Source organism: Methylobacterium sp. 142-1Y (genome assembly GCF_057747795.1).
The window spans coordinates 1,000,234-1,019,084 of sequence record NZ_CM173224.1 but is presented as its reverse complement, the minus strand read 5'-3'; the positions used below and the strand labels follow the sequence as shown (position 1 = coordinate 1,019,084).

Below are 18,851 nucleotides of genomic sequence, written 5' to 3'. Positions count from 1 at the left end.
AAGCCCGCTCGGAGTTTTGTTTCGTCGCAGATTTTTGTCGCAAAACCGGCCGCCACTTTTGCGAAATCTGCTTACGCCGCCGGCACGGTCTCGAGCACGCGCTTGAGCAGCAGGCCGTCCAGCATGGTGATCACGTCGGGCTCGATGATCGCGGCGTCGACTTCGTATTGCCGGCTCAAGGCCTCGGCGATGGCCCGGATGCTGCGCGACCCGTCGACGAGGCCCAGCACCGCGACGGCGTTCTGGTCGAGGTCGAAGGTGCGCTCGGGGGCGAGCAGCACATGGGCATCGCGCACCGTGTCGTGGCGCAACCGCACCCCGCGGGGCAGGCGCGGCACGCTGTCGGGGGTCAGGCTCATGCGCCCTCTCCCGTGCGCAGCCCCTCACCGGGCTGCCAGGCATCCGGCGGGATCATCCCGGGGGACACGTAGGCGAAGTAGAGCGCGTCGAGCTGGGTCCACAGCACGCTGCACTTGAAGCGGAGCGCATCGAGGGCTCGAGCCTGCTGCTCCGGTGTGACGGCGTGGCGCTTCACGTAGTCGAGGGCGAAATCGGCGTCGCGCGGCGCCTGGGTCAGGCGCTTGTCGAAATAGGCCAGGGTCTCGCGGGTGATGAAGTCGTAGTTCTTCAGCATCCCGGCGACGCGCTCGGAGATGATGGTCGGCGAGAACATCTCGGTGAGCGAGGACGCGATGGCCTCGAGCAGCGAGCGCTCGGCGACGAAATGCACGTAGGCCTCGACCGAGAAGCGGGTCGCGGAGAGGATGCCCCTGGTCGAGAGCACGTAGTCGCGATCGAAGCCGACGCCCTCGGCGAGCTTCAGCCAGCGCTCGATGCCGCCGTCGCCCTCGTGGTCGCCGTCATGGTCGACGATGCGTTGGCGCCAGACCCGGCGGAGATTCGCGTCCGGCAGGCGCGCCAGCAGGGTGGCGTCCTTCACCGGGATCATCGCCTGGTAATAGTAGCGGTTGAGCGCCCAGGCCCGCACCTGGTCCTTGTCGAGCTTGCCGTCGTGCAGCAGGCGGTGGAACGGGTGCAGGTTGTGGTAGCGCCGCGCCCCGATGTCGCGCAGCGCCGCTTCCAGCTCCGCCGGGGAGAGCAGACGGTCGGCGGGCTCGGTCGGGCCGATGGCAAGGGCGAGGGAAGCAGTCATGGCGTCGGGCGTCCTGAAGGGTCCGGCTTCTTCGTTAGCGGTTGTCCCGTGGGCGGGAATTTGATCTGCCGCAAGGAGGGGTCAAGGGCGACCAAAGTGCGTGGGATGTCTCGGTGGGATCGGCCTCAAAGAGCCGACGTCTCACGATGAAGCGCGGGATCCTCCTCTCCCCGCGGGCGGGGAGAGGGTCGCTTGCACCTTGTCGTGCAAGCGACAAGCGGAGGCGAAAGCCGGAGCGAGGGTGAGGGGGTATTTCCGGAGGAGCCTCATCCGGAGACACCCCCTCACCCTCGCCCTGTGGGCTCGCCGCGTCACCTGAACGGTGACACGGCCCTCTCCCCGCCCGCGGGGAGAGGGGAAAACCGGCGCCACGTCCTTCCCTGGATAGCCCTTCCCATACGGGCGAGGGGCTCCCGCATTCCTCTCGTCGAGAACGAAGCCTCACACCCGCAGCGTCAGCCCGTCATGGGCCACGACCCACCCCGCCGCCTCGACGCCGCGGCGCTCCTCCGAGTCCTCGACCAGCACCGGATTGGTGTTGTTGATGTGGACGAAGACCCGCCGGCCGATCGGGAGATCGGCGAGCGCCGCCACCGAGCCGCCCTCGCCGATCATCGGCACGTGGCCCATGCGCCAGCCGGTCTTGGTGCCGACGCCGGCGCGGATCATGTCGTCGTCGGCCAGCACGGTGCCGTCGAACAGGAGCGCGTCGACCCCGGAAATCCGCGCCCTCAGCCCGTCCGTGACGCGGGCGCAGCCCGGCACGTAGGCGAGGCGCTTGCCCCCGGCCTCGATCATCGCGCCCACCGTGGTCTCGGTCTCGGCGCCGATTTCCGGCGTGCCGTCCTCGAGCCAGAGCGGGACCTTGCCGGGCACCGGGAACAGCGTGACGGTGAGGCCCGGCACCGGCGAGAACGGTTGGTTCAGGGCGATCTCGCTGCGCTCCACCACGCCCTGCGCCATCACGTCGAAGACGCGGTTGGCCCCGATCGAATCGAGGATGCCCCGCGTGGCGTGAAGGCGGAAGGGCTGGCCTTCGCGCAGGGTGAGCAGGCCCGCGACGTGGTCGACGTCGCCGTTGGTCAGCAGCACCGCCCGGATCGGCGAGTGGCGCAGGCCCTCGCGCGGGTGCAGGGAAGGCGTGTCGAACAGCTGCTGGCGGATATCGGGTGAGGCGTTCACCAGGAGCCAGGAATCGCCGTCGGCGGAGACGGCGAGGCTCGACTGGGTGCGGGGCAGGACCCGGCGGTCGCCGGCCCGGGCCATGGCGCAGATCGGGCAGCGGCAGTTCCACTGCGGCACGCCCCCGCCCGCCCCGGACCCCAGAACGATGGCGTGCATGATCTTACGGCCGATCCGGTTTTAGTTGAAGGGATCGATCTCGGCGGATTCGTAGGACGTGACTTCCATGCCGACGCAGATTTCGGCAACGATGGGCAGCGACCAGGTCATGCTTTCCTCCTTGGACTTCGGCGAACGATCCGGCTCGAATGGCCGGTTGGACGATCGTTAAGTCGCGCGCCGTCCGGCGGGGGACCGCCGGAGGCGCAGACCGGTGAGCCCTTAGTTGAAGGGATCGATCTCGGCCGACTCGTAGCTGGTGACTTCCATGCCGACGCAGACTTCGGCGACGACGGGCATCGACCACTTCATGGCGTTTCTCCTGATCGGCGAAACCTCTAAGAGGTTCCTAAGACTCTGAGATGACAGGGTTTTCCGTCACCTCGGGATATATCGGCAATCGTTGCCCGGAGTGCAAGCGCTATTTTGCCGAAAGGCCGGGACGGTTAAGGCCGGCGTTTCTCAGACCGGTCTTATTGTGCCGAATCGTCATGGGCTTAGCCCGCATCGATTGTGCCCAAAATAAATTCGTCCCTGACGAAGCTCGGCTTCGTGCATGGTTCGTCCCTGACGAAGCTCGGCTTCGTGCATGGTTCGTCCCTGACGAAGCTCGGCTTCGTGCATGGTTCGTCCCTGACGAAGCTCGGCTTCGTGCATGGTCCGTCACTGGCGAAACCCGGCCTCGTGCATGTCGAGCATGAAGCCGCGGCCGCGCACGGTGACGAGGCTGGGGCCGCCGGCCCGGACGATGTCGGCGAGCTTGGTGCGCAGGTAGCCGACATAGACGTCGACCACGTTGAGGGAGAGGCCGCCCTGGCTGGCCCAGAGCCTGTCGAAGATGTCGCCCCGCGTGACCGGGCGGCTCGCCTGCTCCATCAGGATCGCCAGCAATTCCGCCTCGCGCTGGGTCAGGCGGGCGGTGACCTCGCCGAAGCGGACCTGCCGTGTGGCGAGGTCGAGGGAGAGCCGCCCGGCGCTGACCAGGGTGCGGGATTCGCCGGTCGCGCGCCGCCTTTGCAGGTGGACGCGCAGGCGCGCCAGCAATTCGTCGAACACGAACGGCTTGACGATGTAGTCGTCGGCCCCGACCGCCAGGCCGTCGACCCGGTCGCCGACCTCGTCCTTGGCGCTCAAGAAAAGAATCGCCCCCGGATAGCCGCCCTCGCGCAACGAGCGGCAGACGTCGTGGCCCGAGCCGTCCGGCAGCATGTTGTCGAGCAGCACCGCCTCGGGCACCCGCTCGCGGGCGGCGGTCAGCGCCTCGTCGACCCCGCCCGCGAGATCGACGCCGAAGCCCTCGGCGGAGAGGCCCCGCGCCAGCATCGCACGGATGTCGCCGTCATCCTCGACGATGAGAACGTGGTTCATGCGCGGTCTCCCGCTCGCCGGTTCATGCCGCGTCCTCCCTCATGTCCTCGCCGGGCAGCTCCAGGATCACCCGCGCGCCCGGGCCGCCCGATTCCAGGCGGATCACCCCATCATGGCGCTCAACGACCCAGCGCGCCAGTGCGAGCCCGATGCCGAAGCCGGAGGCGGCCGGACCCGGCCCGCTCCCCCGCCGGAAACGCTCGAACAGGCCCTCCGATTCCGGCGGGAAGCCCGGGCCGTCGTCGCTCACCGTCACGGTGGCGCCGCTGCCATGGGCCGCGAAGCCGAGCCGGACCTGAGTGGCGCCGACCGCGTGCCTGAGCGCGTTGTCGATCAGCCCCTCGACGATCTGGCGCAGCCACTCGGCATCGGCCAGTACCTCGACGTCGGCGGCGCTCGGCTCCAGCACGAGCGCGATGCGGCGGCGCCCGGCCTCCGGCGCGCAGCTCTCCACCGCTTCCGCCAGGATGGCGGCGAGGCCGACCGGCCGGCGCTCCAGGGCGATCTCGCCGGATTCCGAGCGCGCGACCCGCAGCATGTCGCCGACCCGGCGGTGCAGCCGCAGGGCCCGCTTGCGGATGGTGGCGATGACCGGACGGAGATGGTCGGGCGTGTCGGGGGAGCGGGCGGCAAGGTCGCATTCGCCGAGGATCACGGTGAGCGGCGTGCGCAGCTCGTGGCTGACGTCGGCGAAGAAGCGCCGGCGCGAGCGGTCGATCTCCTCGAGCCGCGCATTGGCGCCGCGCAGGTCGGCGGTGGCCCGGGCGACGGTCTCCTCCAGGGCGGCCCGGTCGGCGGCGACCCGGATCTCGCGTCGCTTCAGCCGCGCCGCCATGCGGTTGAAGCTGGCCACCAGCAGGCCCAGCTCGTCGTGGCTCGCTACCGGCAGACGGGTGTCGAGCTCGCCTCGGCCGATCGCCGCGGCCCCGGCCCGGATCGCCTCGATCCGTCGCAGGATCGGACGGGTCAGGCCCTGGTGCAGCAGGACGAGGAGCAGCACGATCACCACGGCCGCCGCCACCGCGACGAGGCGCATCCGGCCCGCGAGCCGCCGGACCTCCGCCGCGGAGGCCTCGACCGCCCGGCGCTCGGCCTCGACCAGGAAGGTGAGGGGCTGGCCCGTCACCGCCCCGAAGGCGTTGAGCGCCCCCCGGATCGCGTCGGCGCGCCGGGCCGAATCCGGTTCGCGCTGGATCTGCGCCACCTGCCGGTCGAGCATGGCGCGGGCGGCGCGCAGGCGCGCGAGCGGACGGGCTCGCGCCGTATATTGCGTGCGATCGAGGACCCCGCCGGCCCCGGCGACCGCCCGGCTCACGCCCTCGTCGACGGCGTTCAGCGCCTTGTCGACCTCGTTGCGGGCATTGGCCAGCCGCTCGGGCCGGCCCGGATTGTCGCTCACCGCCTCGACGGCGGCGAGGCCGAACTCGGTCAGACGCCCGGACAGTTCGGCGATCAGTTCCAGGCGCACCTGCGCGTCGAGCGTCGCGTCGAGGGTGCGCTCGGCGGTGTGCAGGGCGCCGTAGAGGCCGATCGCCGCCAGCACCACGAGGGAAGCCGCGCTCCCGACCAGCAGCCCGAATCGTACCCTGAGCGATCCCATCCCGGCGCGACACTCCCGTTCCGCCCGTCATCCTGACCGGGATCGCCGGTCGGCGCGAGGTACCGATCGGTGGGGGCACCCCCGCAGCACGTCCTGCATACCGCCCGGCCAGCGCGACCGCCAACGCGGCCGGACCGCGTCTCAGCCCGCGCGCCTTTCCGAGAGGCACCCCAACCCCGCCAGCGTCTCCCGCGCCGCCACGTCGAGCGGGGTATGCGGCTCGTGCCCGAGAAATTCCATCAGCCCGGCATTGTCCATCCGCAACGGCTCCCGCCACAGGTAGCGCATCTCGCCGATCTCCCGCGCCAGCGGCCAGAACGGCGCGGCGAGCGGCAGGAGGCCCCAGGGGAAGCGCCGCACCTTCACTTTGCCGCCGGCCGCGCGGGCGATGGCGGCGATCATCTGCCGGCCGTCCGGGTCCCAGTGGCCGTCCATGTTGAAGGTCGCGAAGCGGGGCAGGTCCGCCTCGCGCGCGGCCAGCCGCACCAAAGTCTCGGCGACGTCGGGCAGGTAGGCCCATTGGTGGCCGATCCCCGGGGTACCCGGATCGAGCACGGTTCGCACCGGCTTGCCCGGCCGCACCAGGGCGGCGGAGAACCAGGAATTGACGGTGGTGCGCGGGCCGAAGAAGTCGCCGGCCCGCAGGACCAGGCTGCGTATGCCGGACTCGCGCAGGCTGTCCTCCATGGCGATGCGGATGCGGCCCTTCGCGGTCCGGGGCGTCCGGGGCGCATCGGCGCCCGGGTTCGGGCCGGCGTCGCGTCCGTAGACGTAGACGTTGCCGGGCAGGATCAACCGGGCCTCGGCGGCCCGGGCGGCCGCGATCGAGGCGTCGAGCATCGGCAGGACCAGCCGGTCCCAGTCGCGGTAGCCCGGCGGGTTGACCGCGTGGACGATCAGCGACGCGCCCGAGGCCGCCGCGATCACGTCGCCGGGCACCATCGCGTCGCCCCGCATCCAGGCGAAGCCGTCCGCCTCATGGGCGACACCCTCCCGGGCGAGGCGGGCCGGATCGCGGTGCAGGGCCCGCACCGTCCAGCCCTCGGTCAGGAGGCGCCGCGCCACCGCGCCTCCCACCCCGCCCGTCGCGCCCAGCACCAGGGCCGTCCTCGTCGTCATCGCGCGCTCCTCGTTCGCCGTCGGCGAAAGATGTGCCAGGGGAGGGGTACGACGAGAATTGCCGAAGCACGGCGAGTCGCTATACGATTTCGTATGGCCGAACCGAGCTGGGACCATTTTCGCGCCGCGCTCGCCGTGCTGGAGGAGGGCTCGCTTTCCGGCGCCGCCCGGGCGCTCGGCCTGACGCAGCCGACCCTCGGCCGGCAGGTCGCGGCCCTGGAGCGGGCTTTGGGCACGGCCCTGTTCACCCGCTCGCCCACCGGCCTCGTGCCGACCGATGCCGCCCTGACCCTGGCCCCCTACGCCCGCTCCCTGAAGGCGACGGCCGACGCCCTGCGCCGGGCGGTGGCGGCGGAAGCGGAGGGACTGTCGGGCCGGGTGCGGATCACGGCGTCCGAGGTCGTCGGCGCCGAGGTGCTGCCGCCGATCCTGGCTGCCTTGCACGCGCGCCATCCGGGTCTCGCCCTCGACGTGGTGCTGTCCGACCGGATGCAGGACCTGCTGCGGCGGGATGCCGATATCGCCGTGCGGATGGCGCCGCCGACGCAAGAGGCGCTGGTGGCGCGGCGGGTCGGCACCGTGACCTTGGGCCTCTACGGCCACCGCCGCTACCTTGAGCGGCGCGGCGTACCGGAAGTCCCGGCGGATCTGGCGCAGCACAGCGTGATCGGCTTCGACGCCGAGACGCCGTTCCTGCGGGCGATGATGCGGGTGACGCCCGCGCTCGGTGAGACCTCCTTCGCCTGGCGCAGCGACAGCACGCTGGCCCAGCTCGCGGCGCTCCGGGCCGGCTTCGGCCTCGGCGCCTGCCACACGGCGCTCGCCGCCCGCGACCCGGAGCTGATCCGGGTGCTGCCGGAGATTTTTTGGGAGTTGCCGACCTTCGTGGTGATGCACGAGGACCTGCGCGCCTTGCGGCGCTGCCGGATGGTGTTCGACGCCCTGGCGGAGGGGATGGCGGAGTATTGCCGGGAGTGAGCCCGGTTAAGCCTCGCCACCCCTCACGGCAACTCCCGCACCACCACACGCCCGCCCTGTGCCGAGAGCGCCAGGCGCCCGGCCTTGAGCGCCAGCGCCTTCTCGCCGAACAGCCCGCGGCGCCAGCCGTGCAGCACCGGCACGTCGGCCGCGTCGTCCTCGGCGAGCGCCTCGAGGTCGTCGACGGTCGCGATGATCTTGGGCGCCACCCGCTCGTCCTCGCAGACCGCCTTCAGCAGCACCTTGAGGAGCTCGACGAGCGCCCCGTTGCCGCCGCTGCGGGCGCGGCCGCGCTCAGGGGTCGGCACCGTCGAGGGCTCGCGGGACAGGCCGCGCTCGACCGCCGCCAGGATGTCGGCGCCGGTGCGCGAGCGCTCGAACCCGGCGGGGATGGTGCGCAAGCGGCCCAGGGCCTCGACGCTGCGCGGCGCCGAGGTGGCGATGTCGATCACCGCCTCGTCCTTCAGGATGCGCCCGCGCGGCACGTTGCGGCTCTGCGCCTCGCGCTCGCGCCAGGCCGCCACCTCCATCAGCACCGCGATCTCGCGCGCCTTGCGCATCCGGGAGCTCAGGCGCTTCCAGGCCTGGTCCGGATCGGCCTTGTAGGTATCGGGGGAGGTGAGGACCGCCATCTCCTCGTCGAGCCAGGCGCCGCGGTCGGTGGCGACCAACTCGCGCCCCAGGGCCTCGTAGACCTTGATGAGGTGGGTGACGTCCGACAGGGCGTAGCTCAGCTGCGCGTCCGAGAGCGGCCGGCGCGACCAGTCGGTGAAGCGCGACGACTTGTCGATCTTCGCCTTGGCGACGTCGTTGACCAGCTGCTCGTACGAGACCGAGTCGCCGTAGCCGCAGACCATCGCGGCGACCTGGGTGTCGAAGAACGGCTGCGGCAGCAGACCGCCGAGCAGCCAGATGATCTCGAGATCCTGCCGCGCCGAGTGGAAGACCTTCAGCACGCCCTCGTCGCCCATCAGGGCGAAGAACGGCGCGAGGTCGATCTCGGGCGCCAGCGGATCGACGAGCGCGGTCGACCCGTCCGGTGCCGCGATCTGGATCAGGCACAGCTTCGGATAATAGGTCGTCTCGCGCATGAACTCCGTGTCGACGGTCACGAAGGGTTGCGTGGCGAAGCGCGCGCAGGCGGAGGCGAGTTCTTCCGTCGAAGTAATCAGCTTCATAGGACCGGCTATAGCGGAGCCCGCCGCCGAGGGCGAGAGACCGGCACCGTGGGTTATGGGGATTGGGCGGCGCGACACGCGAAAATCACGCGACGCGCGGCCTGTTCCGGCGCAGGGCAGCGGCGCGGGCCCGCCGTGTCCCTTCCGCCCGGCGGGTGAGCCAGTCGAGGATGTTGCGCTCCACCCGCTCGCCGGTCTCCCGGTCGGTCAGGCGGTGGATGCGGTCGGCGCGAAAGCCCCGGTAGCCGTCCCGGTCCCGGTCGGTGCCGCCGACCAGCACGCGGCCCGGGCCGATCTTGAGTTCGCGCGCCTGCAGCCGGCGCACGCTCCAGGCGCCGTTGCCGTCCTCGTAGACGAGTTCGAACCGGCCCTCGATCGGCAGCACCCGCCAGGTCCCGTCCTGGCGCTCGATGAATTGGCGCTCGATGAACGTGTCCTTGCTCTCGGTCGGCATGACTCGGGCCTCCGGTCGCGGCGTGTGGCTCGCCGTGGGCGTGTCCCACGGCGGATCGGGCAGGGTACCTGCGGGCGGCTCGAAGGAGCCGAAAAAGCTGTTCTGATCCATGGGGATAATATAATTGTTCGTTGTTTGTTCCACAAGTGCGAACGCATCCGCGCCGGGGGCCCGCGCTTGACTTCGCTCCCCCCTTCGCGAATGGGTGCCGCACGTTTTCGCGTGCGGGTGAAATGCCCGCGCGCCCGGCCTAGCGGCCCAGTCGAGACAGCCCAGACTCTGGACAGCGAAGACACGCCCATGCACCGCTATCGTTCCCATACCTGCGGGGCGCTCCGCCCGTCCGAAATCGGCGCGACCGTCCGCCTCTCCGGCTGGTGCCACCGCGTCCGCGACCATGGCGGCGTGCTGTTCATCGACCTGCGCGACCATTACGGCATCACGCAATGCGTGATCGACGCCGATTCCGCGGCCTTCAAGGCGGCGGAAGCCGTACGCTCCGAGTGGGTGATCCGCATCGACGGCCGGGTGCGCCAGCGTCCCGCCGGCACCGAGAACGCGGAGCTGCCGACCGGCGCTGTCGAGGTCTACATCACCGACCTCGAGGTGCTGGGCGCCGCCGCCGAACTGCCGATGCCGGTCTTCGGCGACCAGGACTACCCGGAGGAGACGCGGCTCAAGTACCGCTTCCTCGACCTGCGCCGCGAGAAGCTGCACGCCAACATCATGCGCCGCGGCGCGATCATCGATTCGCTGCGCCGGCGGATGCGCGAGGGCGGGTTCTTCGAGTTCCAGACCCCGATCCTCACCGCCTCGTCGCCGGAGGGCGCCCGCGACTTCCTGGTGCCGTCGCGCCTGCATCCGGGCAAGTTCTACGCCCTGCCGCAGGCCCCGCAGCAGTTCAAGCAGCTGACGATGATCGCCGGCTTCGACCGGTACTTCCAGATCGCGCCCTGCTTCCGCGACGAGGATGCCCGCGCCGACCGCTCGCCGGGCGAGTTCTACCAGCTCGACATCGAGATGAGCTTCGTCACCCAGGAAGACGTGTTCCAGGCGGTGGAGCCGGTCCTGCGCTCGGTGTTCGAGGAATTCGCCGACGGCAAGCGGGTCTCGCCGAGCTTCGTGCGCATCCCCTACGCCGAGGCGATGCTGAAATACGGCGTCGACAAGCCGGACCTGCGCAACCCGCTCGTCATCGCCGACGTGACCGACGAGTTCCTGCGCGAGGACGTGACCTTCAACGCGTTCAAGAACGCCATCAAGGCCGGCGGCGTGGTGCGGGCGGTTCCCGCCCCCGGCGCCGCGTCCCAGCCGCGCTCGTTCTTCGACAAGCTCAACGACTGGGCCCGCTCCGAGGGCGCGCCCGGCCTCGGCTACATCGTGTTCGAGGAGGAGGGCGGGAAGCTCACCGGCCGCGGCCCGATCGCCAAGTTCATCCCGGCCGAGGCGCAGGCCGCCATCGCCGCCAAGGCCGGCATCAAGGCCGGCGACGCGGTGTTCTTCTCCGCCGGGCCCGAGGCCAAGGCGGCCGGGCTCGCCGGCAAGGCGCGCATCCGCGTCGGCGACGAGCTCAACCTGTCCGACAAGGACCAGTTCGCCTTCTGCTGGATCACCGACTTCCCGATGTACGAGTGGAACGAGGACGAGAAGCGGGTCGATTTCTCGCACAACCCGTTCTCGATGCCGAATTTCGACCACGAGGCCTTCATGGCCCTCGACCCCGAGGACCACGCGACGATCCTCGGCATCAAGGCGTTCCAGTACGACATCGTCTGCAACGGCATCGAACTGTCGTCGGGCGCGATCCGCAACCACCGTCCCGAGGTGATGGAGAAGGCCTTCGGCCTCGCCGGCTACCCTCGGGAAGTGCTGGAGGCGAAGTTCGGCGGCATGCTGAACGCGCTGAAGCTCGGCGCTCCCCCGCACGGCGGCATCGCCCCGGGTGTCGACCGCATCGTGATGCTCCTCTGCAACGAGCCGAACATCCGCGAGGTGGTGCTGTTCCCGATGAACCAGCGCGCCGAGGACCTGATGATGAACGCGCCGTCCGAGGTGACCACCAAGCAGCTGCGCGAGCTGCATATCCGCCTCAACCTGCCGCAGAAGCAGGGCTGATCGGCGGACGTGCCCGGTCTCGTCGCGGTCGTCGTCGCGCATGACAGCGCCGGCGTGCTGCCGGCCTGTCTCGCGGCGCTCGCCCGCGAGCACGTCCCGGCCCTCGTCGTCGACAATGCCAGCCGCGACGGCTCGGCGGACCTCGCCGCCCGTCTCGGCGCGAGGGTGCTGCGGCTGCCCCGCAACGAGGGCTACGGCCGGGGCAACAATGCCGGCATCTGGGCGGCGGGGCGGGCGGAATACGCGCTGATCGTCAACCCGGACGTCGAGCTTCAGCCCGGCGCCGCCGATGCGCTGCTCGCCGCGGCCGAGGCCTACCCCGATGCCGGGCTGTTCGCGCCCCGCATCGTCGAGCCGGACGGGCGCTTCTTCTTCCAGCCGCGCTCGCTGCTCGCGCCCTATCTCACCAATCCTGGCGGTAAGCTCCATCCGCCCGAGGCCGATGCCTGCGCGCCGTTCCTGTCCGGCGCCTGCCTGATGGTGCGCCGCGACCTGTTCCTGGCGCTCGGCGGGTTCGATCCGAACATCTTCCTGTTCTACGAGGACGACGACCTCTGCCGGCGGATCGCCGACGGGGGACGCGCGCTCGTCCACGTCCACGGCGCGGTGGCGCTCCATGGCCGCGGCGCATCGAGCGCGCCGGAGCCCGGCCGGGTGCGCCGCTCGCGCTGGCACCAGGCCTGGTCGCGGGCCTACGTCTCGCGCAAATACGGCCTGCCCGACCCGACCGGGGCGATGCTGGTCAAGAACGGGATCAAGGCGCTGCTCGCCGCCCTGGCCTTCCGCCGCTCTGGCATCGAGCGTTACGGCGGCTCGGTCGCCGGCGCCTGGGCGGCCCGCAAGGGCCGCACGGCGCTGGCGCAGGAGGGCTTGGCCGAGGCGCCGCCGGAGGCTGCGCCGTGGTGACGGTCGCCGACGGTCTTGCTCGACCGCACAACGCCTTCGGGGCGGTCCGGCTGGCGCTGGCGCTCCTCGTCGTGGTCTCGCACGCCTTCAGCGTCACCACCGGCGCCGTCCTCGACGAGCCGCTGGCGCATCTCACCGGCTACACGCTGGGCGAGCACGCGGTGAACGGCTTCTTCGCCGTCTCCGGCTTCCTCGTCACGATGAGCCTGATGCGCCGCGGCCCGCGCGACTACGTCGTCGCCCGGGCGCTGCGCATCGTCCCCGGGCTGGTGGCGGCGACCCTCGTCGTGGCCCTCGGCCTCGGCAGCCTGATGACCACCTCGAGCCTCCCGGCCTATTGGAGCGATCCGGGTCTGTGGCGGTTCATCCAAGGAACGCTCACCACCTTCAAGAGCAATGCCGCCCTGCCGGGGGTCTTCTCGGACAACCCGTTCCGGTTCCCGATGGGCACGGTCTGGACGCTCAAATACGAGGTCCTGTGCTACCTCGGCCTGCTGGCGGCGGGACTTTTCGGAGCTCTGCGCCAGCGCTGGCTCGCTCCGCTTCTGGTCGCCGGACTCTTCGTGGCCCTTAGCCTCGCCGGCCTGCGGGCTGGCGAGATGCCGAAGGGCCTCGAGACGAGTTTGCGCCTGCCGCTGATCTTCGCCGCCGGCGCCGCGCTCTTCCTCCATGCCGATCGCGCCCGGCTGAGCTGGCCGCTCGCCTTCGCGCTGCTCGCGCTCGCGGCTCTCCTGCACGGCACCGCCCTCTACCCGCCCGCGCTCTTCCTCGCCGAGGCCTATGCCGTCCTCTGCCTCGGCCTCAGACCCCCCCTGCGGCACCCCGCCCTCGATCCGCGGGCCGACCTCTCCTACGGCACCTATCTCTACGGCTGGCCGATCCAGCAGAGCCTGCACGCGCTGTTTCCCGCGGTCTCGGCCGGGTGGCTGCTGCCGCCCTCGCTCCTCCTCACCCTCGCGGTGGCGGCCCTGTCCTGGCACTTCGTCGAGCGGCCGGCGCTCGGCTGGAAGGCGAGGCTGATCGGGCGGCGGGCGGCCGCGGACTGACGCGGGCCGAGGCCCCGCCCTCCGCGGCGTTGCCGAAAATTTGAGCAAAACCGCCCCAGCCCCGGCGTGATCCGCACCACCCGGCCTGACCCAGCGCGAAGTCGGGGGGCGCCTCTGTGAACAGGACGCATTTCCTTTGCCTTGGCCCCCGTCTTGCGTCTAGCTTCGGGTCAAACAGAGGGACGCCCATGCCGCTCAGCGCGTTCGACGAAATGACGGGAACTCAGGAGAGCGGACTGAGCCCGGCCGCCGTGCGCGAGGCGTACGCGGCGCTTAAAACCTGGCTCGAAAATACTCCGCCCGAGCATTTCGACACGCGGCGCAGCCAGGCCGAATTGTTCTTCCGCCGGATCGGGATCACCTTCGCGGTCTATGGCGACAACGAGTCGACGGAGCGGCTGATCCCGTTCGACATCATCCCGCGGGTGCTGACCAAGCCCGAATGGGGTTTCCTCGAACGCGGCCTGAAGCAGCGCGTCACCGCGCTCAACATGTTCCTGGCCGACATCTACGGCCCGCAGGACTGCATCAAGGCCGGGATCATCCCGGGCGACCTCGTCTTCCGCAACCCGCATTACCGGCTGGAGATGCGGGATTTCGAGGTACCGCACGGCAAGTACGTCCACATCGCCGGCATCGATATCGTGCGCACCGGCGAAGACCAGTTCTTCGTGCTGGAGGACAATGCCCGCACGCCGTCGGGGGTCTCCTACATGCTGGAGAACCGCGAGGTGATGCTGCGGCTCTTCCCCGAACTGTTCTCCAAGCACCGGGTCTCCCCGGTCGAGGCCTATCCGGACGCGCTGCTCGCGACCCTGCGCAGCCTGGCGCCGATGCGCGCCGCCCGCGACCCGAGCGTGGTGCTGCTGACCCCCGGCCGCTTCAACTCGGCCTTCTACGAGCACTCGTTCCTGGCCGACAAGCTCGGCGTCGACCTCGTCGAGGCCTCCGACCTCTTCACCAAGGACGACGTGGTCTACATGCGGACCACCGAGGGGCCGCGGCGCGTCGACGTGATCTACCGGCGCATCGACGACGACTTCCTCGATCCGCTGGTGTTCCGGCCCGATTCGGTCCTCGGCGTGCCCGGCCTGATGAGCGCCTACCAGAGCGGCAGCGTCACGCTCGCGAACGCGGTCGGCACCGGCATCGCCGACGACAAGGCGGTCTACAGCTACATGCCGGAAATCGTGCGCTTCTTCACCGGCGAGGAGCCGATCCTGCACAACGTGCCGACCTTCCGCTGCCGCGAGAAGGAGGCGTTGTCCTACGTGCTCGCCAATCTCGGCGACCTGGTGGTCAAGGAGGTCAACGGCTCGGGCGGCTACGGCATGCTGGTCGGCCCCCACGCCACGAAGCGCGAGATCGAGGAATTCGGCCGCAAGCTGCGCCACGCGCCGGACGGATTCATCGCCCAGCCGACCCTGGCACTCTCGACCTGCCCGACCTTCGTCGCCTCCGGCGTCGCGCCCCGCCACGTCGACCTGCGGCCCTTCGTGCTCTCGGGCGCCGACGACATCCGCATCGTGCCCGGCGGCCTGACCCGGGTCGCCCTCAAGGAGGGCTCGCTCGTGGTCAATTCGAGCCAGGGCGGCGGCACCAAGGATACCTGGGTGCTCGACGGCTGAGCGGCCCTTTCGCTCGTGAGAACGGGACCGGGCCCGACGCCCGGTCCGCCCGCACCACCCAAAGCGTGAGCCATCCGCCCGCCATGCTCTCCCGCACCGCCGACAACCTGTACTGGCTCTCGCGCTACGCCGAGCGCGCCGACTTCGTCGCCCGCATCCTCGACGCCGCCCTGCGCCTCTCCGCCCTGCCGGCCAATTACGGCGGCGGCGACGCGAACGAATGGGAATCGGCCCTGGCCTCGGCCGGCAACATCGATCTCTTTCGGCCGCTCTACGACAGCGTCAACGAGCACACCGTCCGCGACTTCCTGGCCTTCAGCCCCAACAACCCGTCCTCGATCCGCTCCTGCCTCCAGACCGCACGGGAGAATGCCCGCAGCGTGCGCACGGCGCTGACCAGCGAGATGTGGGAGGCGATCAACGAGGCCTACCTGCACCTGCGCAGCTTCGAGGGCCGGGACATGACCCGGGAGGAATTCGCCCGCTTCCTCGACTGGGTGAAGGGCGTGTCGCTGGCCTTCGACGGCTCGGCCTACCGCACGATGCTGCGCAACGACGCCTACTGGTTCACCCGCCTCGGCGTCGCCATCGAGCGGGCGGACAACACCGCCCGCATCCTCGACGTGAAGTACCACGTGCTTCTCCCCGAGACCGAGCGGATCGGCGGCAGCCTCGACTACTTTCAGTGGACGACGATCCTGCGCGAGGTCTCGGCGCTCACTGCCTATCACTGGGTCTATCGCGAGAGCATCAAGCCCTGGCTGGTCGCCGACCTCTTGATCCTCAACCGCGAGATGCCGCGCTCGCTCGCCAATTGCTACGAGATGCTGGTCAACAACCTCGACCGCATCGCCGACGCCTATGGCCGCCGGGGCCCGAGCCAGCGACTCGCCCGCGGCATGCTCGCCAAGCTCGACGACACCACGGTGGACGAGATCTTCGCCTCCGGCCTGCACGAGTTCATCGAGGCGTTCATCGCCGAGAACAACCGGCTCGGGGCGGCGATCGTCGAGCAGTATCTGGGCTGAAGCCCCCCACGCCCGGACGGTTTCGCCCACGAGCGGGACGGTGTATGACCGCCCCGCACGGCTTGAAGCTTTAGCGTGACAGCGAGCATCGCGACCCCATGCGCATCCGCGTCGTCCACGAGACGGTTTATCGATACGACAGCCCGGCCCGGGGCCTGATCCAGATGCTGCGGCTGACGCCGCGCGACCATGACGGCCAGCACGTGCGCGCCTGGCGCATCGAGCCGACCGTCGACGGCCGCCTGAGCCGGCGCGAGGACGGCTTCGGCAACATCGTCCACGTCTTCAGCGCCGACGGCCTCGAGGAGGCGATGACGATCCGGGTCACCGGCGAGGTCGAGACCACCGAGACCCATGGGGTGATGCGCGGCATCTCCGAGTGGCTGCCGGACCCGTTCTACTTACGCGAATCGCGCTTCGCCGTCGCCGACGAGGCGATCCGGGCCTTCGCCGACGAGACGGTGGGCGACAGCGCCGATCCCCTCGACCGGCTGCACCGGCTGCTCGCCGGCGTCCACCAGGCGGTCGATTACGCCCCCGGCCCGACCGGGGCCACCACCACCGCGGCGGAGGTCTTCGCCCTGCGCAAGGGCGTGGCGCCGGACGTCGCCCACGTCTTCATCGCGGCGGCGCGCCACCTCGAGATCCCGGTGCGCTACGTCACGGGCTATCACTGGCGGCCCGACACCGCGGAGCAGGAGGCCGGCCATGCCTGGGTCGAGGCCCGGGTGCCGGATCTCGGCTGGGTCGGGTTCGATCCCGCCCACGGCATCGCCGTGACGGAAGCCCATCTGCGGGTGGCGATCGGCCTCGACTATCTCGACGCCGCCCCGGTCCGCGGCAGCCGCACCGGCGGCGGCACCGAGACCATGACGGTCCGGGTGCGGGTCGACGATGCCCGGGCCAAGGATCACCCCGAGAAGGATCAGTCCGAGAAGACGCAGGCCGGGACGGAGCAGGCTCACGCGCAGGCGCAGCAGGCTCCGGCCGCGCAGGGTCAGGCCCAGGGCTGACGCGCCTGTGGCACCGCCGCGATAGGGGCGGGCCACCTCACCCCGGGGAAGCGAATTCGGCTGGATTCGCCGGGCGGGCTGGGCCAGGGTGGCGCCGCGCGCGGTGCCGGACCGCCCGCATGACGGCTCGCCGGGGGGCGGTGTGCGATGACCTATTGCGTCGGGATCCTGGTCGAAGAGGGTCTCGTCATGATCGCCGATACCCGCACCAATGCGGGCCTCGACGACATCTCGACCTACCGCAAGCTGCACATGTTCACCAAGCCCGGCGAGCGGGTGCTGGCGCTCGCCTCGGCCGGCAACCTGTCGGTGACCCAATCGGTGCTCTCGCTCCTGACCGAGGGCGTCGAGGATCCCGATACCGGCAAGCCGGAGACGATCTACGACGCGCCGACGATGTTCCGCGCCGCCCAGCTCATCGGCCGCGCGATCCGGAAAGTCCGGGCGATCGAGCGCGCCGGGTTCGAGGCGGCGCAGCTGCGCTTCGAGGTGTCGTTCCTGTTCGGCGGCCAGATCGGCGACGGGCCGATGCGGCTCTACATGATCTACTCGGCCGGCAACTTCATCGCCTGCAGCCAGGACGCCCCGTTCCTGCAGATCGGCGAGCACAAATACGGCAAGCCGATCCTCGATCGCGCCGTCACCTACAAGACCGACATCTACGACGCGCTCAAGGTCGGCCTCGTGTCGATGGATTCGACCATGCGGTCGAATCTCGGCGTCGGCCTGCCGATCGACCTGACGGTGATCCGCCGCAACACCTGCGACACCGAGGTGCTGCACCGGATCGAGGCCGGCGAGCCGTATTTCCACGACCTGCGCGAACGCTGGTCGGCGGCGCTCCGTGCGGCGCATCGGGCGATCCCGCGACCGCCTTACGGGCCGGGGGTGAAGTAGGGAGGGGCTCGGCTCACGCCGCGTCCCGCACGCTGAGATCGACGCGGCGTCCGAGCGCCGCGAAGGCGGCCTCGATCTGTTCGAGCCGGGACTTGTGGTCGAGGCGAAACAGCCGATCGACGCTCTCCCGGTTCCAGCCCAGTCGACGCGCCAAATCGGCTCGGGTGAGCCCGGTCGTCCGCAGCGCCTCGAAGAGCCGCACCTTCAACTCGGTGAGCAGCGGAAGGACGATTGCGCCGTCCATGTCGCCCGCCGGTTGAAACGGGATCTCCTCCCTATCCGCGACGATCACGCTGGTGAGCGCCGTTTCGATTGCGTCCACGGCGTGCCGCCGGGCCTCAGCCTCGCCGAAGGTCGCGACGATCGGCAGGAGCGGACAGGTGACCAGCAGGGTATCGTTGTCGTCTAGGGTGAGTTCGATCGCGTAGGCCAGCATCACTTCAGCCCGAGCTGCTTCTTGATGGCATTGACGAGACCGGTGCCGAGTTCCTTGCGGCCGCCATGCATCGGCAGTTCGGACCTCCGGTCGCCGCGCCGAACGATCAGACGGCCCGAGCCGCCCTTCTTGGATTCGAAGATGTCGTGTGCGATTATCCTACCCCTCTTACCTCATCCTGAGGTGCGACCGAAGGGAGCCTCGAAGGAGGGCTCCAGTGGTCGCGGCGATCAGCTGGAGCCCTCCTTCGAGGTCAGTCGATCTACGATCGACTAACACCTCAGGATGAGGTGAGTGGATAGGGTTAACCTCTAGTGCTTCCCGGTTTTCTAAATATCAATCGACTCGAACAGGCCCTCAATCCACCAGCGCCCGCGCCTCTTCCGGCAGCATGATCGGGATGCCGTCGCGGATCGGATAGGCGAGCTTGGCCGAGCGGCTGATCAGCTCCTGGCGCGCGGAATCATACTCCAGCCGCTCCTTGGTCAGGGGGCAGACCAGCAGTTCGAGCAGCTTCGGGTCGATGCGGGTGGCGTCGAGGGATTCGGTCACGGGTCATCCTTCCGATGGGTTCGGGGGAGGCCATACCCC

Annotated in this window: 18 protein-coding genes and 1 pseudogene; 8 read left to right on the top strand and 11 right to left on the bottom strand. The window is 70.0% G+C overall.

Annotated elements, in window-relative coordinates; all coding sequences use genetic code 11:
• Positions 1-71: 71 nt before the first annotated feature.
• From pqqC to AC3AOF_RS04775, 7 genes and pseudogenes are all read right to left on the bottom strand, one after another.
• A pseudogene (pqqC, locus tag AC3AOF_RS04805) lies at positions 72-1,153 on the bottom strand (pyrroloquinoline-quinone synthase PqqC).
• Between the two features lie 441 nt (positions 1,154-1,594).
• Positions 1,595-2,494, bottom strand: a complete 900-nt coding sequence (gene pqqB, locus AC3AOF_RS04800) for a pyrroloquinoline quinone biosynthesis protein PqqB (RefSeq protein ID WP_488347821.1) — start codon at positions 2,492-2,494, stop codon at positions 1,595-1,597.
• 21 nt (positions 2,495-2,515) lie between these two features.
• The gene (gene pqqA, locus AC3AOF_RS04795; RefSeq protein WP_048466505.1) at positions 2,516-2,605 is read right to left on the bottom strand and encodes a pyrroloquinoline quinone precursor peptide PqqA; all 90 of its coding nucleotides are present in this window, start codon (positions 2,603-2,605) and stop codon (positions 2,516-2,518) included.
• 111 nt (positions 2,606-2,716) lie between these two features.
• On the bottom strand, positions 2,717-2,806 hold the full coding sequence (gene pqqA / locus AC3AOF_RS04790) for a pyrroloquinoline quinone precursor peptide PqqA (RefSeq protein ID WP_048426854.1): 90 nt from the start codon (positions 2,804-2,806) through the stop codon (positions 2,717-2,719).
• A 351-nt stretch (positions 2,807-3,157) separates the two neighbouring features.
• Positions 3,158-3,862: a response regulator transcription factor gene (locus AC3AOF_RS04785; RefSeq protein WP_236991857.1), complete on the bottom strand. Its 705-nt coding sequence runs from the start codon at positions 3,860-3,862 to the stop codon at positions 3,158-3,160.
• 22 nt (positions 3,863-3,884) lie between these two features.
• Positions 3,885-5,462 (bottom strand): sensor histidine kinase, encoded by a 1,578-nt coding sequence (locus AC3AOF_RS04780; RefSeq protein WP_236991858.1) that lies wholly within the window; start codon positions 5,460-5,462, stop codon positions 3,885-3,887.
• Between the two features lie 141 nt (positions 5,463-5,603).
• Entirely contained in the window at positions 5,604-6,581 is a 978-nt protein-coding gene (locus AC3AOF_RS04775; RefSeq protein WP_488347820.1) for an NAD(P)H-binding protein, read from the bottom strand.
• A 93-nt stretch (positions 6,582-6,674) separates the two neighbouring features.
• Here AC3AOF_RS04775 and AC3AOF_RS04770 point away from each other — a divergent pair, with 93 nt between their 5' ends.
• The gene (locus tag AC3AOF_RS04770) at positions 6,675-7,559 is read left to right on the top strand and encodes a LysR family transcriptional regulator (protein ID WP_488347819.1); all 885 of its coding nucleotides are present in this window, start codon (positions 6,675-6,677) and stop codon (positions 7,557-7,559) included.
• A gap of 23 nt (positions 7,560-7,582) precedes the next feature.
• On the opposite strand, the gene rnd is transcribed toward AC3AOF_RS04770, so the two are convergent.
• Positions 7,583-8,737 carry a ribonuclease D gene (gene rnd, locus AC3AOF_RS04765; protein WP_236991861.1) on the bottom strand — a complete coding sequence of 385 codons (1,155 nt, stop codon included), beginning with the start codon at positions 8,735-8,737 and terminating at the stop codon, positions 7,583-7,585.
• 85 nt (positions 8,738-8,822) lie between these two features.
• Positions 8,823-9,191: a hypothetical protein gene (locus AC3AOF_RS04760; RefSeq protein WP_488347818.1), complete on the bottom strand. Its 369-nt coding sequence runs from the start codon at positions 9,189-9,191 to the stop codon at positions 8,823-8,825.
• Between the two features lie 300 nt (positions 9,192-9,491).
• Here AC3AOF_RS04760 and aspS point away from each other — a divergent pair, with 300 nt between their 5' ends.
• The 7 genes from aspS to AC3AOF_RS04725 all read left to right on the top strand — a co-directional run bounded on the left by aspS (position 9,492) and on the right by AC3AOF_RS04725 (position 17,824).
• A complete protein-coding gene (gene aspS, locus AC3AOF_RS04755) occupies positions 9,492-11,306 on the top strand; it encodes an aspartate--tRNA ligase (protein WP_488347817.1) in 1,815 nt (604 codons plus the stop codon).
• 9 nt (positions 11,307-11,315) lie between these two features.
• The gene (locus AC3AOF_RS04750; RefSeq protein ID WP_488347816.1) at positions 11,316-12,212 is read left to right on the top strand and encodes a glycosyltransferase family 2 protein; all 897 of its coding nucleotides are present in this window, start codon (positions 11,316-11,318) and stop codon (positions 12,210-12,212) included.
• Positions 12,209-13,258: an acyltransferase family protein gene (locus AC3AOF_RS04745; protein WP_488347815.1), complete on the top strand. Its 1,050-nt coding sequence runs from the start codon at positions 12,209-12,211 to the stop codon at positions 13,256-13,258. Before AC3AOF_RS04750 ends, AC3AOF_RS04745 begins: the two co-directional genes overlap by 4 nt.
• 188 nt (positions 13,259-13,446) lie before the next feature.
• A complete protein-coding gene (locus AC3AOF_RS04740; protein WP_236991866.1) occupies positions 13,447-14,886 on the top strand; it encodes a circularly permuted type 2 ATP-grasp protein in 1,440 nt (479 codons plus the stop codon).
• Between the two features lie 83 nt (positions 14,887-14,969).
• Positions 14,970-15,914: an alpha-E domain-containing protein gene (locus AC3AOF_RS04735; protein ID WP_488347814.1), complete on the top strand. Its 945-nt coding sequence runs from the start codon at positions 14,970-14,972 to the stop codon at positions 15,912-15,914.
• A gap of 98 nt (positions 15,915-16,012) precedes the next feature.
• On the top strand, positions 16,013-16,927 hold the full coding sequence (locus AC3AOF_RS04730; protein ID WP_488347813.1) for a transglutaminase family protein: 915 nt from the start codon (positions 16,013-16,015) through the stop codon (positions 16,925-16,927).
• A 147-nt stretch (positions 16,928-17,074) separates the two neighbouring features.
• Positions 17,075-17,824 carry a proteasome-type protease gene (locus tag AC3AOF_RS04725; protein WP_236991868.1) on the top strand — a complete coding sequence of 250 codons (750 nt, stop codon included), beginning with the start codon at positions 17,075-17,077 and terminating at the stop codon, positions 17,822-17,824.
• Positions 17,825-17,837: 13 nt separating this feature from the next.
• On the opposite strand, the gene AC3AOF_RS04720 is transcribed toward AC3AOF_RS04725, so the two are convergent.
• Together AC3AOF_RS04720 and AC3AOF_RS04715 are read right to left on the bottom strand one after the other, a co-directional pair.
• Positions 17,838-18,260, bottom strand: coding sequence for a type II toxin-antitoxin system HicB family antitoxin (locus tag AC3AOF_RS04720; RefSeq protein ID WP_488347812.1), 423 nt, complete (start codon positions 18,258-18,260; stop codon positions 17,838-17,840).
• Between the two features lie 357 nt (positions 18,261-18,617).
• Entirely contained in the window at positions 18,618-18,812 is a 195-nt protein-coding gene (locus tag AC3AOF_RS04715) for a Trm112 family protein (RefSeq protein WP_488347811.1), read from the bottom strand.
• Between the last annotated feature and the right edge of the window lie 39 nt (positions 18,813-18,851).